This is a genomic window from Arthrobacter cryoconiti, from assembly GCF_020905375.1.
In the GTDB taxonomy this organism is placed as follows: Bacteria; Actinomycetota; Actinomycetes; order Actinomycetales; family Micrococcaceae; genus Specibacter; species Specibacter cryoconiti.
The window spans coordinates 595,153-610,256 of record NZ_JAJJBU010000003.1; the positions used below are offsets into that span (position 1 = coordinate 595,153).

The window sequence follows — 15,104 nt, forward strand, 5'->3', positions numbered from 1 at the left end:
CTAGAACAGGACCGCCTGCGGGGTCGAATGCGCAGAACGGCTAGTACTTGCGAAGGCAGGGGCACGCACAGCGTCCCTTGCCTTCGCTGTTCCTGCTGACTGTCGAGCTGTGGGTATGCTGCCAACGGGATAGTTGGCCTCTTCTCGACGGGGATCGTGGATAAATCCGGTTGTACCAGCAAAACCATGACGGCGCTTTGCATCGCCGATGCGCACGGCCAGCCACTGCCGATAATCCTTGGAAGCGTAAGAGCCGTGGCTGTACAGGCGCTGGTAGCGACCCACCAGTGCAGGGTGTTCGCGGGCAAGCCACGCCATGAACCATTGTGAAGTCCCGGGACGCAGGTATAGGGCCCCGGCGCTGACATCAGTCGCCCCCGCCTCGGCCAATGCGGCGAATAAGGTATCCAGGCTCTCCTCTGAATCACTGAGCCACGGCAGTATGGGCATTGACATCACCCCACACGGAAGACCAGCGTCTCGTAGTTTTTTGATGAGGGAGAGGCGCGCCTTGGGTGTTGGTGTGCCGGGTTCAATGGCGGCGGCCAACTTTTCATCAAGTAAAGCCAAGGAGATGCCCATGCCGATGCTGACATGCTGTGCAGCTTCGGCAAGCAACGGGATATCTCGGGCCAGCAGGGTTCCCTTGGTGAGAATAGAAAATGGTGTGCCTGAATCGGCCAGTGCTCTGATGATCCCTGGCATCAGTTTGTATCGACCTTCCGCCCGCTGGTAGGGGTCAGTGTTCGTGCCCAAGGCCACGTGAGAGTGCTTCCAGGCGGACCTGTGCAGCTCTTTCTGCAGAACTTGAGCCACGTTAACCTTGACCACCACTTGGGAATCAAAATCGATCCCTGGATCAAAGTCCAGATACGTGTGGCTTTTTCTGGCGAAGCAATACACGCAAGCGTGGGAGCACCCGCGATAAGGATTGATAGTCCACTCGAACGGCATAGTGGAGGTGGCTGGGACCTTGTTCAGGGCGCTTTTAGCGAGAACCTCATGAAAAGTGATTCCGGCGAATTCCGGCGTCTGAACACTTTTGACGAGTCCAGCCAGCAGCGGAATGGAGGGAGCGGTACTAGAGCCTTGGGTAATTCCAGAGGTCTTCGCCTCTTCCGCTGTTCTTGTGCCGGCAAATCCTGTGCTGGCAAAGAGGGGCTGGGTCAGTTCCTGCTTACTCCATCTCATCTCCATATTCGAACATGTATTCGATTATTCGTCAATACTCTCGACGTGCGGTTCAAGGCTTGTATTACTCATGGGTAGATTTATGGGGTAGATCACATTTTTGCCGCTAGGCTGGGTTTGTAAGGGGCCAGGGCGCTCCTTTGCTGACCTTCTGGATCCGCACCACTTTTTCCTCACCAAAGGAGCCGAACATGACAAATCTGGCCACCATCTTGAGCACATCCGCGCAGCGGAACCCCGCGGGGATTGCCATCAAAATGGATGACATTGAAATCTCCTTTGGCGCACTCGAGGTCCTCAGTGCCAAAGTGGCTGGCATGCTGGCCGCCCGCGGAGTGAAGCCGGGGGACCGGGTAGCGCTCATCTCGCCCAACTTGCCGCAAATGCCGCCCATTTACTATGGCATCCTGCGTTACGGGGCCATTGTGGTCCCGCTGAACCCCCTGTTGAAGGCCAGAGAAGTTGCCTACCACCTCCGGGACTCAGGCGCCACACTCGCCTTTGCTTGGGAAGGCGTCATGGGTGAGGTAGGGCCGGCGGCGGCAGAGACAGAAACTGACACCATACCGATCGATGCCGCGTTCATGGGCCTGCTGGCCGACGTCGAACCTCTTCTAGATATAGCCGCAGCAACGAAAGATGACACGGCGGTTATCCTCTATACTTCGGGCACAACTGGCAAGCCCAAGGGTGCAGAACTGACGCATGAAAACCTGCGCAGTAATGCCGAGGTCTCGGTCAGTCTGTTTGGTAGCCGGGACGGTGACGTCATTTTTGGAGGCTTACCGTTCTTTCATATCTTCGGACAAACCTGCGCTCTAAATTCTGCCGTGATGGCAGGGGCCACTGTGACGATCCTGCCCAAATTCGATCCCGCGAAGGCGCTGGAGATCATACAGCGGGACAAGGTTACGATCTTCGAAGGAGTGCCGACCATGTACATTGCACTCCTGCGGACCCCGGGGAGAGAGAACTATGATCTTTCGAGCCTACGATTGGCGGCATCCGGAGGGTCCGCCTTGCCCCTGGAAATTTTGCACGAATTTGAAACGACGTTCGGCGCCACCATGCTCGAAGGCTACGGGCTCTCTGAGACGTCCCCCGTGGTCACGTTCAACCAGATGGACGGCATTCGCAAACCCGGCTCCATTGGCCAGGCCGTAACCGGCGCGCAGCTTCGGATCCTTGACGAGGCAGGCAACGACGTCGAGCCCGGAGAGGTAGGAGAGATCGCGGTCGCTGGCCCCTATGTGATGAAGGGTTACTGGAACAATCCAGAGGCGACGGCGGCCGCTATTCCCGACGGCTGGTTCCGGACGGGGGATTTGGGGCGAAAAGACGAAGACGATGTGTTCTTCATCGTGGATCGCAAGAAAGACATGATCCTGCGTGGTGGCTACAACGTTTACCCCCGGGAGATTGAGGAAGTGCTCTATGAGCATCCTGCTGTGGCCGAGGCCGCCGTCATCGGACGCCCGGATGCTGTCCACGGCGAGGAAATCTACGCCGCCGTTGCACTGAAGGCGGGGGCCGAGGGCGCTGACGATCCAGAGGCGCTCGCAGCCAGTATCCGTGACTTCGTCAAGGACCGGGTGGCCGGTTACAAGTTTCCGCGCAGCGTCATCATTATGGACTCCCTGCCCAAAGGTCCTACCGGGAAGATCCTCAAGCGCGAGATCGTCATCTAACGCCCGTGGGCCAAGACATTCGGAGGAGTTTGCCTATACTAGTTCCCAAGTCACGGACACCGCTGCGCTGACTTTGCTCTGTCCCGGCTCAATCCCTATGCGAGATTCGGAACTCATCATGGCCCGTGCCATGAGGGGTGCCGTTTCCTGGGCGTGTGGCGAACCCTCGCTGATGACTAAGACGGCACCGAGTGAGCGCCCGGCCAATGCGGCGTACAGCTCTGCGCTCCGCCGAGCGTCTTCCCAGGCTGCTGTCCGCGCCGCAGTGGTCGCGGAAGTGGGATCCGAGATGCCAGGCGCCAGAGCGTTCAAGCGCACACAGTTGTTGCCGGTATCGATGACAGCGGCAACAATCGCCTCAGCGGCTTCGTCGTAGCGCAACCGCACTACAACAGTGGAAGAGACGGTATATCCACTGACAATGGAGCCGACGCCGTCCTCCCAACGGCTGTCCGCGCGGACGTCCAAGGAGGAGGTAGAGATGGCATCGCCGGCAACTCCTTGATCCAGTAGCTGGTTTTGCACACCATTCATGGCGTCACCAACTGTTGCGTACGCTTCCCCAACGCTAGGCCTCTGCGCTTCGATGCCGATGTTGATCTGAAAATAGTCGGGGGCAGCGGCGACGGTGCCGCGTCCGATCACGCTCACCGTCTGGCCATTCTGTTCGGACTTTTCTGAACCGACGCTCATTGCGGGCTCGTTCATGGTTGGTGCCTTCCTTGCCAGGTCATATTGTGAGCTAAAAATGTCCACAGGGGTGCCAGACGCACCAGCGTAGGTAAGTTCGGGTAGCCCCCAGCGGCCAATCCAGCGTTGCGCTCAAAAAAGTTGCGACTCCCCGGATCGCCTGTACGCCAGAGTGAAAAAGTGGCACATGCCCCGTACAAAGGCAGGAATGGCAAACCCAGACACCAGGCGTATTGGGTGGCGTGAGCAGATTCATGTCCGAGGAGCTCTGGCCGTGAATCGATGTAGTGACGGTCTGCCCGGTAGAAAATCACATTACCGACGGTGAACGCGTCAGCTAACGGCAGGCGCGGCTGGTACTTGGTACCAAACAGCAGACCGTTTGGACCTCGTTCAATACTGGTGCGCGTCAGAGCCGCCAAGAGGAGACCCGCCGCCGTGGACAAGTTCGTGGCGTTGGCTACGCGGCGGATGTGCAGGGCAGCTCTCACCGATCAGACTCTGTTAGCCAAGAGAACGGCTCCCGGACCTGGGCAGGCTTTTTCGAGGCGTCCGGTGGCCAGCACCCACGGTCAGGAAGCAGCGGAAGGAGACTGAGCGACGTCGCACGCCCGGCCTTCACAAAGATGCACATGAGCTGAGCCTAACAACGCGGAGCGTCAAATGGCAGGGTCGGCGGCAGAGCGTTAATGCCCTCGCCGGGGCGTCCTCTAGACTGTATGAGGTGGCTCCAGCCACCCCACCGCTTACTCGCACACGAGCTTAGGTAAGAACTGTAGATGTCCAAGATGCCCCAAAATTCGGCCGACGTGCCGGAATCGATCATTGAACCCGTGCCGGATCCGCTGGACGAAGCGGCGATTGGTGCCGCCGTGGACAACGCGCTCGCGGCCATCGCCTCCGCGGCCACGCTGGAGGCGTTGAAGTCGGCCCGGCTGGCGCACACCGGCGAGAAATCTCCGCTGAGCCTAGCCAACCGGGAGATCGGCGCCCTTGCGAAGGAATTTAAGGCCGCCGCCGGCAAACTCATGGGGGGCTCACGAGGACGAGTTGCCAAGGCGCTCGCAGCCCGTTCCGACGTGCTCGAGGCCGAAGACGCAGCTCGCATACTTCTCGAAGAGACTGTCGATGTCACGGCGGCGCCGCGCCGACGTCGGGCAGGGGCACGTCACCCGCTGTCCACTCTCCAGGACAGGGTCTGTGACATATTCGTCGGCATGGGCTGGGAAATTGCCGAAGGTCCCGAGCTGGAATCGGAGTGGTTCAACTTCGATGCGCTGAACTTTGCCCCGGACCACCCAGCACGTGAAATGCAGGACACGTTTTTCGTGGAGCCTCCCGAGGCTCACCTGCTGCTGCGCACCCACACCTCACCGGTGCAGGTAAGGGCCTTGCTAGAACGTGAGCTCCCGGTCTATGTGCTGTGCCCTGGCAAGGTCTTCCGTACAGACGAGCTTGACGCCACACATACCCCGGTTTTCCACCAGTTCGAGGGCCTCGCCATCGACAAGAACTTGTCCATGGCTGACCTGCTGGGAACGCTGGAGCACTTCACCCGCCAGATGTTCGGGGAGGAAGCCCGCGTGCGGATACGCCCAAACTTCTTCCCCTTCACGGAGCCCTCGGCTGAGTTGGACATCTGGCATCCCGGTGCCAAGGGAGGTCCGCGCTGGATCGAATGGGGCGGTTGCGGGATGGTCAACCCGAACGTTCTGCGGGCGGCTGGCATTGACCCGGATGAATATTCAGGATTTGCTTTCGGCATGGGGATCGAGCGGGCCTTGATGTTCCGTAATGAAGTGGCCGACATGCACGACATGATCGAGGGCGATGTACGTTTCAGCGAACACTTTGGAATGGAGATTTAGTCCGTGCGTATTCCACTGACTTGGCTGCGCGAGTATGCGCAGATACCGGCGGGAGCAACCGCCGAAGATATCATGACCGATCTGGTCAAGGTAGGTTTTGAAGAAGAAGATGTCCACCGTCCGCTGGATTCCATCAGCGGTCCGATTGTGGTTGGCCAGGTTCTTTCTAAAGAGCCAGAACCGCAAACCAACGGCAAGACCATCAACTGGTGTTCGGTGCGCGTGGTTCCTGAAGGAACGGCGCAGACCCTGGACATTGAGGGCATCGACCCGACAGGTGTGCAAGGGATCGTCTGCGGAGCGCACAACTTCGAGGTAGGTGACAAGGTCGTTGTTACCCTGCCGGGATCGGTGCTGCCCGGAGATTTCCGGATAACCCCCCGCAAGACGTATGGCCATGTCTCGGCAGGGATGATCGCCTCCGTCCGGGAGCTGGGCATTGGCGAGGACCACGACGGCATCCTGGTCCTGGCGACTCTGGGACTTGACCCGGAGGTGGGCTCTGACGCGCTGGAACTGCTGGGCTTGAGGGACGAAGCCGCCGAAATCAATGTCACCCCTGACCGCGGCTACGTCTTCAGTATTCGCGGCGTGGCGCGCGAGTACTCTCATGCCACCGCAACCAAGTTCATCGATCCAGTCTCACGCGTAGCCGTCACGGCCGCCACCGGCCAGGGCTACGCTGTCCGCTTCGAGGATCAAGCACCCATTTACGGGAAGCCTGGCTGCGACCGTTTTGTGGCACGCACGGTGACCGGCATCAACCCGTCCGCGCCCACCCCGATCTGGATGTCCTCACGACTGCGCCTGGCAGGCATGCGCTCCATCTCCTTGCCAGTGGATATCTCCAATTACGTCATGCTGGAGCTTGGACAGCCGCTACACTTCTACGACGCTGACAAGCTCACCGGTGAAATCGTTGTGCGCCGTGCAAAAGATGGGGAAACCCTGAAAACCATTGACGCCAAGGTACGCAAGCTCGACTGCGAGGACTTGCTCATCACTGATGGGTCCGGAGCCTTAGGCATTGCCGGTGTCATGGGAGGAGCGGCCACCGAGGTTAGCTCAGCTACCTCCAATGTACTCATTGAAGCGGCGCATTTTGAGGAAATTTCCATTGCCCGTTCGCGTCGACGGCACAAGCTGCCCTCCGAGGCATCCAAGCGCTTTGAACGCGGCGTGGATTGGCAAGTAGCCGATATAGCCGCCCAGCGCGCAGTGGATCTGCTTGTTGAACTGGCCGGCGGCACAGAGGAAATCACCGTCACCGATGTGGGCACACGGCCGGCGCCCGTGGCTGTGTTCCTGCCGAGCGGATTCGCCTCCAGACGTATCGGCATCAACTTCACGACGGAGCAGGTTGTGGGCTCGCTGGAAGCTCTCGGTGCTGTTGTTGAGACCGTCGACGGCGGCCATTTAGTCACAGCCCCCAGCTGGCGGTTCGACATGGTCACCCCCGAGGACCTCACGGAGGAAGTAGCCCGTTTGGTGGGGTACGAGAAAATTCCTGCCACCTTACCTACGGCCCCTCCAGGACGTGGCTACTCACGCATGCAACAGCAGCGTCGCCGCGCCGTTCAGGCGCTGGCTGACTCTGGCCTGACTGAGGTACTGGCTTACCCGTTCGTCTCCAAGGTCTCTAATGACACCTTCGGTGTTGCTGCCGCCGGTGCCGAACGAACAGCGGTAAAGCTGGCAAACCCGCTAAGCGAGGAATTCGGTTACCTCCGTACGTCCTTGCTTCCTGGCCTGATTGAAATTGCTAAACGCAACCATTCCCGTGGATCCAATGATCTGGCGTTGTTCGAGTCCGGTCTGGTGTTCTTGCCAGAAGGTACCTTCGGCACGGCGTCGATCCCGCCGCTGGGCGTTAAGCCGTCCGAGGAGGTTCTGGATGCCTTGTATGAGGGCATCCCCTACCAGCCTCTGACGATCGGCGCGCTGTTCACCGGAAAGGATTCCCCTGCCGCGCCCGGACACACCCCGCGCTCGTGGGACTGGGCAGATGCCGTTGATGCTGCTCAACTTCTCGCTGAGGTAACGGGAGTGGAACTGCTGGTGGAGCAGGGCTCACATCAAGCTTTTCACCCGGGACGTGCCGCGGTGCTGAAGCTGCGCAACGGAGACGTTGTTGGTTACGCCGGTGAACTTCACCCGAAGTTGCTCAGTGACGCTCACTTACCGGCTCGCACTGTTGCTATGGAAATCAATGCTGAGAAGGTCTTCAACGCTGCGGCGGACGTAATTGTGGCCAAGCCGATCTCAACGTTTCCGGTAGCTACCCAGGACGTCGCCCTGGTAGTTCGCGCCGGTATCCCGGCAATGACTGTGCTCGAAACCTTGCGTGAAGGCGCTGGTGAACTGTTGGAGTCCGTGGCCTTGTTTGACGAATATCAGGGTGCGGGAATTCCGGAGGGAAGTAAGTCTCTGGCCTTCGGTCTGCGCTTCCGTGCAATGGATCGCACACTGACAGCCGATGAAGCCTCGGCTGCCCGCGGATCGGCCGTGGAGCTGGCGGCAACGCGATTCGGGGCCACGCAGCGCTAGCTTAAGTATCTGGGCGCGAAAAAGGTCCTGAATAGCTTTGACTAAAGATCAGTCAAAGCTATTCGGGACCTTTTGCTTTCAGCGGCGGTTCCTAGAACTCTTCGCCTTCTCCCACGACAGCTGAGGCAGGGCCAACGATGCACGGATCAGGGACGCCCACCAGCTCTTGGTCTTTACCCGTATAGTCAAACAAACTCAACACATGGCGCATAGCCCCCAACCTGGCCCGTTTCTTATCGTTGGACTTCACCACAGTCCACGGCGCGTGGCGGGTGTCAGTCTTTTTGAACATGCGTTCTTTAGCCGCGGTGTACGCATCCCACTTGTCCAGTGAGGCGAGGTCCATGGGGGAGAGCTTCCACTGTCGGACCGGGTCCACTTGACGGATGATGAACCGGGTTCGCTGCTCGGCTTGTGTGACGGAAAACCAAAACTTGATGACCGTTATGCCATCGTTGGCCAACATACGTTCAAACAACGGTGCCTGCCGGATGAACTCGTCGTATTGGTCCTTGGAACAAAAGTCCATAACCCGCTCCACGCCCGTGCGGTTATACCAAGAGCGGTCAAAGAGCACCATTTCTCCGGCGCTCGGCAGGTGGGCCACATACCGCTGAAAATACCACTGCGTAGACTCACGTTTGCTTGGCTTTTCCAGTGCGACGACCCTGGTTCCCCGAGGATTCAGGTGCTCAGTAAAACGCTTGATGGTCCCGCCCTTGCCAGCGGCATCGCGGCCCTCAAACAAAATGACCACGCGTCGCCCGGTAGCCTTGATCCATTGCTGAAGTTTGAGTAGTTCAATCTGTAGCAATCGTTTTTCAACGTCGTAGACATCACGCTCCAGCCTGGCTTCGTAGGGATAGCCGTCCCGCCACGTATCCACCGCTGATCCGTCCGGGGCTAAAAGCGTTGGATCGTCGTCGTCGTTATCAATAACTAAGTAACCGGTGAAGTCTTGGTGCGCTTGATTCATGGCCCGAGCGTAATGCGGCTGAATAGACGAAAAACCAACAGGAGATGGAGTAGAGGTGAACGAATCCTTTTCTAATGACGCCCAGCGGGTACTTCCCACTGTGCGGGCCTTTGACTTGGCAACTATGGATGGCGTCCCGGCCGAGTCCTTGGACGGAGCCGAACAGGCACGTGCCGCAGGCATGATGGATGCGAAAAGTCGTGAGCACTTCATTGCCGGAAGGGTTGCACAGCGAATCATGGCAGCAGAGTTGCTCCATGCCAAACCGCAGGAGCTGTTGGCAGCCTACTTATGCCCCGATTGCGGTCCCCAACCGCGTTCTTCGCACGGCCGTCCCGGCTATTTGCTCCACGGGGTGCCAGCGGCCTTATCCATCAGTTTTTCACGAAGCCACGGCTGGGCACTGGCAGCTATGGTGCCCACGGCGGGTCTTCGCATAGGCATTGATTTGGAACATCGTGCCGCTGTGGGCTTTGCCGGGTTCGACGACGTGGCGCTCAGTGCCGCGGAGAAGCTCAGTGTTCTTCGCCTTGCCCCTGATGCGCAGGACGCGTGGCGGGTAGCTGTATGGGCGCGCAAAGAAGCGCTGGCAAAACACTCGGGTCTGGGTTTGCGCACCGACCCACGGGAAATCCCGGCCTACCCCGAACCAGCTAAGGGCGTGGAGCTGTGGGATCTGGATCGCGAAGTGTTGGGACTGCCGGCTGGCTTCGCTGCGGCCTTGGCTTTTTAGCGGCCAAGGCCTTTTAGCGGCGGTGGGGGAGCGGTGGGATCGATTGTTGGTACAACCATGGCGTAAGGATCGCGGCGGCTGAAAAGCCGGAAACCTCGCAGCAGAGCTGATCGGCCAGGATCACAAACGCTGCGGTGGACACTGAACCGTGCTGATTCTGTGCCGCCCAGCGTTGAAGCAGGGGGAAGAAGAGCGATTCTCCGACGGCACAACGGATGGCTTCAAGCGCCAGCGCACCGCGTTTATACACGACGTCGTCGAACATCTTTGTGGGCCCGGGATCGCCAATGATCACGTCATTGGGTTCCAGCAGCAGTTTTGCATGCGCTGCGGCTGCGCGCTCAAGAACGCTCAGGGAGCCGCTTTCCTCGGACCAAAGCCACTCGGCGTAGCAGGCGAAACCCTCATGGAGCCAGATGTCGCGCCACGACGCAAGCGTAAGTGAATTACCAAACCATTGGTGAGAGAGTTCGTGGGCGATCAAACGCTGTGCTTCCCAGTCGCGTTCGAGGTGGTTACTGCCCAGAATGGACAGCGACTGCGCTTCGAGCGGGATTTCCAGAACGTCCTCCGTCACCACGACCGTATAAGCATCGAAAGGGTAGGGTCCAAAACAGGCTGTGAAAACATCCAGCATTTCTCGCTGCCGAGCGAGGGCCAGGGATGCTTTGGCTTGGAGTTTTTTAGACACCGCCACCGTAATGGGTACTTGGGCCGGTCCGGGTGGAATGGGCAGGCTCAGTAGCCTGTACCGACCGATTTGAAGCGTGGCGAGGTAGGTGGACATGGGTGCAGATTGTTCGTACACCCATGTTTCCCGGCTGGACTTTTTTGTCTGCGAGGTCAGAACACCGTTACATACCACGGTGTAGTCCGCGTCGGTGGTGACAGTAAAGCGATAGGACGCTTTATCGTCGGCCCGGTCATTGCAAGGGAACCACGTCGGGGCCCCCGTGGGCTGGCCGGCGACTAGCACGCCGTCGTTCAGTTCCTCCCAACCAACGTCACCCCATTCGCCGTCGTCCGGGGCAGGAAAGCCACTGTAACGAATATCCATGGTGAAGTCCGTGCCGGCCTCCAGCGGGGTGGGCAGGCGCAACTGTAGTTTCCCGTGCAGCGCAGAGTGCTTCAGGACCCGAACTCCGTCCACAGAAGCCTTGTCCATGCCGACGCCGATCAGGTCAAGGTCCACATGGGTGAGGGGGACAAGCGCCCGTGCCGTGATGACGGCCCGCCCCGCAAGATGGTTCCCGGCGAGGCGGACTTGCAGATCTAATTCGTAATGTTCCACCGTATAGCTGGTGCTGCCGTGTAAAGGAATATATGAATCCGATGGCGCCGGAGTGAGAAGGGCCGCCAGCGCGCTGGTGGAAGGCCGCGGGCGGTGCAGGAATCTCATGCTGTGCTCGGTATCCAAATCGGTGGGGAACATTAGGCGCGGTCGGCGAATTCTGGTCCCTTCCAGGGACTGATGGGGTTGCCCATCCAGTAACTGCTAGCAGGTACCGTTTCGCCACGCATGACCAGGGATGCCGGACCCACGGTACCGCTGCGAGCTATTCGCGCCGCTGGCAGGATAACTCCATGCGGACCCATGGTGGCTCCCTCCTCCAGAGTAACCGTATCGATGGCCATGACTCTGTCATGGAAGAGGTGGGTCTGGATCACGCAGCCGCGGTTGACGGTGGAACTTGCGCCCAGTGTGACCAGATCGGCTTCCGGTAGCCAGTAGCTCTCACACCATGCGCCATGGCCGATCTTGGCACCTAATGCACGCAACCACCAGACCATGGCAGGCGTGCCCACAGCGGCGCGTGCAAACCACGGAGCGCTGACCATCTCAATGAAAGTATCCACCACCTCATTGCGCCAAATGAATGAACTCCACAACGGGTGCTCGCTGCGTTTGATCCGCCCCACGAGAAGCCACTTGGCAGCCACGGAACTACCTGCGGCAAAGGCCCCTGCCGACACCATCACGATGCCGCTGACAACGGCCGCTAGCCAGTAGCCACCAGCTTGAGCAACGGCGTCAAGCACGCACAGCACTGCGCACGCCACAGCTACGGTAAGCACGGTGGGAACCAGACGGCAGCTTTCCCAGAGAGCCCGAGCTACTTTTAGCCGGAGTGGTGGAGCGAAGGTCAGCGACTCGTCGGTGTTTAGATTAGTCCGGCGCAAGCGTACGGGCGGACTGCCCAACCACGAGGTGCCCGCTTTTGCCTTCGCAGGGGCAGCAGATAAGACGGCCACCAACGAGTTGCGAGGCATGGTGCGGCCCGCAGCCGCCATCCCCGAATTACCAAGGAACGAGCGTTTGCCAACCTTGGCTGGCGCAATGTGAATGTATCCGCCGCCCAGTTCGTATGAGGCGATCATGGTGTCATCAGCCAGGAAAGCTCCGGAACCAATGGTTGTCATTTTAGGCAGCAGCAGCACTGTAGAGGCTTCCACGTTCTTGCCGACCTTGGCCCCCAACAGCCGCAGCCAGAGTGGAGTGAATAAGCTTGAATAGATTGGGAAGAGGAGATCGCGCGCCATATCCAGGACCCGCTCTGTGGCCCAGACCTGCCAGCCTATGCGGCTGCGAACAGGGTAGTGTCCTTCGCGGAGCCCCACACCGAGCAGGCGAACCGTCGCCATGATCAGCACCAGCAAGGTGAAAAACCAGGTCAGCGCGGCAAGCGGCACAACCCTCAAGAGAATCGGGGTAGCAGCAAAGAAGGACTGCTGACCGTTAACGGCTCCCAGCACGACGGCGATGGCGGCGGCAGCGGCGAGGAACGGAATCAGCGACAAGATGGCAGATGCAACGGCAAACAGGATTCCCACGTGCTTTGGGGTAGGAGTGCGCTGTTCCGGCCACGACTGCGTGGCCTTGCCAGTCCGTTCCGCTGGGGATCCGGAGACGGTTACTCCCGGTTTGACCTTGCCGCGCACTGCGGAGCCCGGGGCAACGTGGGCCCCGGCCCCGATGCGGGCGCCAGGCATCACCGTGCTACGCGCCCCAACGACCGCGCCCGTTCCCACGGAAATCTCACCAATGTGAACCCAGTCGCCATCTATCCACCAACCGGATAGATCCACTTCCGGTTCAATGGAGGCGCCCTCAGCCAAACGCAGAAGTCCAGTCACTGGTGGGACCGAGTGAAGATCTACGTTCTTGCCGATCTTTGCCCCTAAGGCGCGGGCGTAATACGGCACCCAGGGCGCACTGGCTAAGGTGACGGCACCGACCATATCGGCGATTTGTTCTGCTAACCACAGCCGCAGATGAACCTTGCCTGAGCGCGGATAGCTACCCGGGCGCACTGCTCGCAAGAGGAGACGAGCCGCCAGTACAGAGATTCCCATGCGTCCCCACGGCGACACAAAGAGCACCCAGGAAAGGGCGACCCACCACCAGGAAATGGTTGGTCCGCTCAGCAGGAAACCTTGCCACGCGGCAATATTATTCAACGCCATCAAGTAGGTGAGCCAGCGCATTCCCACGAGAACGTGCAGGGGTGCGCCCATGAGCGTCTGAAAGATTTGGGAACTTCTTCGGGTTCTACCCACAGTGCGGTTGACGGCTTTAGTTGCGTTGCCGGTGGGCACGGAGCCCACAGCAAGTTCAAGCAGGGCTCCAATCCGGGGGTGCGAGTAGACGTCGGCCACGGTAATGCGCGGGTAGCGCTGTCGAAGCGCCGAAACGAGCTGGGCAGCGGCAAGACTGCCGCCTCCACTGGCAAAGAAGTCGGTGTCCAGCGATGACGGGTCACCGCCCAAGACGGCACGCCATTGTTCCAGCACCCATGCGCCGTCCGGATCCAACGTCCCGCTCAGGGAGTCTGCGTCATCCGCGGATTGTTCCAAAGGCCACGGTAGAGCGTTCCGATCCACCTTTCCGCTGATTTTGGTGGGCAGGGAATCGGCAACAGTGAGGAGGGGGATCAAGGACGCCGGCAAAGAGATTTCGAGCAGAGCTCGGAGAGCAAGAACATCCGGGATGATCCCGGCAGCGGGCACCAGATAACCTACCAAGAGTTGGCTGCCACCTGCCGTTTCTTGGACGGCTGCGGCGGCCCCTGCGATGTTGGGCAGGCTTTGCAACGCTGCGTCGATTTCACCTAGTTCAATGCGGCGTCCTGCCAGTTTCACTTGGTCATCAGCCCGTCCCATGAACACCAGACCGTCGCGATCAAGCCTGACTAAATCTCCGGATCTGTACGCACGTTCCCAGCCAAACGCGGGCATTGGTGCATATTTTTCGGCATCTTTCTCCGGATCGAGATAGCGGGCTAAGCCAACGCCTGCGATGATCAGTTCGCCCACTTCTCCTTCCGCAACGGGAGCGCCGCTCGAATCGACAACGGCCAAGTCCCACCCGTTGAGGGGCAGCCCTATCCGGACGGGTCCGGCTCCGCCCAAGGGGGCGGCGCACGCCACAACTGTCGCTTCGGTAGGGCCATAAGTGTTCCATACCTCCCTGCCATGAACCGCCAGCCTGGCGGCCAGATCTGGAGGGCAGGCTTCTCCACCAAAAATAAGGAGTCGAACGGATTCCAGTGCTTCAACAGGCCAAAGAGCGGCCAGGGTTGGCACGGTGGAAACGATGGTTATGCCGTGTGAAATCAGCCAGGGACCCAGGTCCATGCCTGAACGGACCAGTGAGCGTGGTGCTGGCACCAAAGCCGCTCCGGAGCGCCATGCCAGCCACATCTCTTCGCAAGAGGCGTCGAAAGCTACGGAAAGCCCGGCCAGAACCCGATCTTCAGGCCCGATTGGATCGCACGGCAGAAAGATGCGAGCTTCCGCGTCCACGAATGCTGCGGCGGAACGATTGCTAACAGCAACCCCTTTGGGAGTACCTGTTGAACCCGACGTGAAAATGATCCATGCGTCGTCGCTGGGAATCGGGTCTCTTTCCTCTGCTACTGCGGAGCCGATTTCACGAGACTCCGTTGTGGGGGGCGTCGCTGCCTGCTCGCCTAGCACAGCTGCCACAGCGGCTTCCCGGAAGACGAGCGCGGCCCGCTCCTGTGGATCGTCGGCATCCACCGGAACATACGCCGCGCCGATGGAGAGAATGGCCAAAATGGCCAAGTAGAGTCCGGACGTGCCGGAGGGTATCCGCACACCAATTCTGTCCCCGGCTCCCAGACCGGAGCGTCTCAATTCCGTGGCTTTTGTGCGCACTGCTTTCAGCAATTCCTCGTAGCTGAGGGCTTTGACACCGTCATCCAGCGCCGTAGCGTCCGGGTGGGCCTGCGCAGTTGCCATGAATACTTCCCACAGCGTCCTGGGCTCCGATGCCAGTTCGCTACCAGGCATTTGCGCGGCATATTCAACTGCCACGGAGCTTCTCGCATCGGACTGTGGCTGGGCACTGTTCATGGTGGCAGGGTTCACCGCTCCACCGTGCACCATCA

The 15,104-nt window shown here is 59.7% G+C and carries 10 protein-coding genes; 4 read left to right on the top strand and 6 right to left on the bottom strand.

What is annotated here, in order from left to right:
* Complete coding sequence (locus LOH53_RS02825) at window positions 1-1,191, bottom strand: Rv2578c family radical SAM protein (RefSeq protein WP_230066178.1); 1,191 nt, start codon at window positions 1,189-1,191, stop codon at window positions 1-3.
* 191 nt (window positions 1,192-1,382) lie between these two features.
* Here LOH53_RS02825 and LOH53_RS02830 point away from each other — a divergent pair, with 191 nt between their 5' ends.
* Window positions 1,383-2,879 carry a long-chain-fatty-acid--CoA ligase gene (locus LOH53_RS02830; protein ID WP_230066179.1) on the top strand — a complete coding sequence of 499 codons (1,497 nt, stop codon included), beginning with the start codon at window positions 1,383-1,385 and terminating at the stop codon, window positions 2,877-2,879.
* Between the two features lie 33 nt (window positions 2,880-2,912).
* Here the strand turns inward: LOH53_RS02830 and LOH53_RS02835 are convergent, their stop codons facing one another.
* Both LOH53_RS02835 and LOH53_RS02840 read right to left on the bottom strand, forming a co-directional pair.
* Complete coding sequence (locus LOH53_RS02835; protein WP_230066180.1) at window positions 2,913-3,587, bottom strand: SIMPL domain-containing protein; 675 nt, start codon at window positions 3,585-3,587, stop codon at window positions 2,913-2,915.
* Window positions 3,584-4,060 carry a hypothetical protein gene (locus tag LOH53_RS02840; RefSeq protein ID WP_230066181.1) on the bottom strand — a complete coding sequence of 159 codons (477 nt, stop codon included), beginning with the start codon at window positions 4,058-4,060 and terminating at the stop codon, window positions 3,584-3,586. Before LOH53_RS02840 ends, LOH53_RS02835 begins: the two co-directional genes overlap by 4 nt.
* A gap of 297 nt (window positions 4,061-4,357) precedes the next feature.
* On the opposite strand from LOH53_RS02840, the gene pheS reads away from it, so the two are divergent.
* Both pheS and pheT read left to right on the top strand, forming a co-directional pair.
* Window positions 4,358-5,437, top strand: a complete 1,080-nt coding sequence (gene pheS, locus LOH53_RS02845; RefSeq protein ID WP_376992027.1) for a phenylalanine--tRNA ligase subunit alpha — start codon at window positions 4,358-4,360, stop codon at window positions 5,435-5,437.
* Between the two features lie 3 nt (window positions 5,438-5,440).
* Complete coding sequence (pheT, locus tag LOH53_RS02850; protein ID WP_230066183.1) at window positions 5,441-7,984, top strand: phenylalanine--tRNA ligase subunit beta; 2,544 nt, start codon at window positions 5,441-5,443, stop codon at window positions 7,982-7,984.
* A gap of 91 nt (window positions 7,985-8,075) precedes the next feature.
* Here pheT and ppk2 read toward each other — a convergent pair whose 3' ends face one another.
* Window positions 8,076-8,960 (bottom strand): polyphosphate kinase 2, encoded by an 885-nt coding sequence (gene ppk2, locus LOH53_RS02855; RefSeq protein ID WP_230066184.1) that lies wholly within the window; start codon window positions 8,958-8,960, stop codon window positions 8,076-8,078.
* Window positions 8,961-9,015: 55 nt separating this feature from the next.
* Between ppk2 and LOH53_RS16905 the strand changes: the two genes are divergently transcribed.
* Window positions 9,016-9,693, top strand: a complete 678-nt coding sequence (locus LOH53_RS16905) for a 4'-phosphopantetheinyl transferase family protein (protein WP_230066185.1) — start codon at window positions 9,016-9,018, stop codon at window positions 9,691-9,693.
* Window positions 9,694-9,706: 13 nt separating this feature from the next.
* On the opposite strand, the gene LOH53_RS02865 is transcribed toward LOH53_RS16905, so the two are convergent.
* Window positions 9,707-11,125 (bottom strand): M1 family metallopeptidase, encoded by a 1,419-nt coding sequence (locus LOH53_RS02865; protein WP_230066186.1) that lies wholly within the window; start codon window positions 11,123-11,125, stop codon window positions 9,707-9,709.
* Window positions 11,125-15,069 carry a Pls/PosA family non-ribosomal peptide synthetase gene (locus LOH53_RS02870; RefSeq protein ID WP_376991831.1) on the bottom strand — a complete coding sequence of 1,315 codons (3,945 nt, stop codon included), beginning with the start codon at window positions 15,067-15,069 and terminating at the stop codon, window positions 11,125-11,127. Before LOH53_RS02870 ends, LOH53_RS02865 begins: the two co-directional genes overlap by 1 nt.
* Between the last annotated feature and the right edge of the window lie 35 nt (window positions 15,070-15,104).

Coding starts and splice junctions, on each gene's coding strand:
- LOH53_RS02865 (WP_230066186.1), bottom strand. CDS start 11,125: ATGTTCCCCACCGATTTGGATACCGAGCACAGCATGAGATTCCTGCAC.
- pheS (WP_376992027.1), top strand. CDS start 4,358: ATGCCCCAAAATTCGGCCGACGTGCCGGAATCGATCATTGAACCCGTG.
- LOH53_RS02870 (WP_376991831.1), bottom strand. CDS start 15,069: ATGAACAGTGCCCAGCCACAGTCCGATGCGAGAAGCTCCGTGGCAGTT.
- LOH53_RS02830 (WP_230066179.1), top strand. CDS start 1,383: ATGACAAATCTGGCCACCATCTTGAGCACATCCGCGCAGCGGAACCCC.
- LOH53_RS02835 (WP_230066180.1), bottom strand. CDS start 3,587: ATGAACGAGCCCGCAATGAGCGTCGGTTCAGAAAAGTCCGAACAGAAT.
- LOH53_RS02825 (WP_230066178.1), bottom strand. CDS start 1,191: ATGAGATGGAGTAAGCAGGAACTGACCCAGCCCCTCTTTGCCAGCACA.
- ppk2 (WP_230066184.1), bottom strand. CDS start 8,960: ATGAATCAAGCGCACCAAGACTTCACCGGTTACTTAGTTATTGATAAC.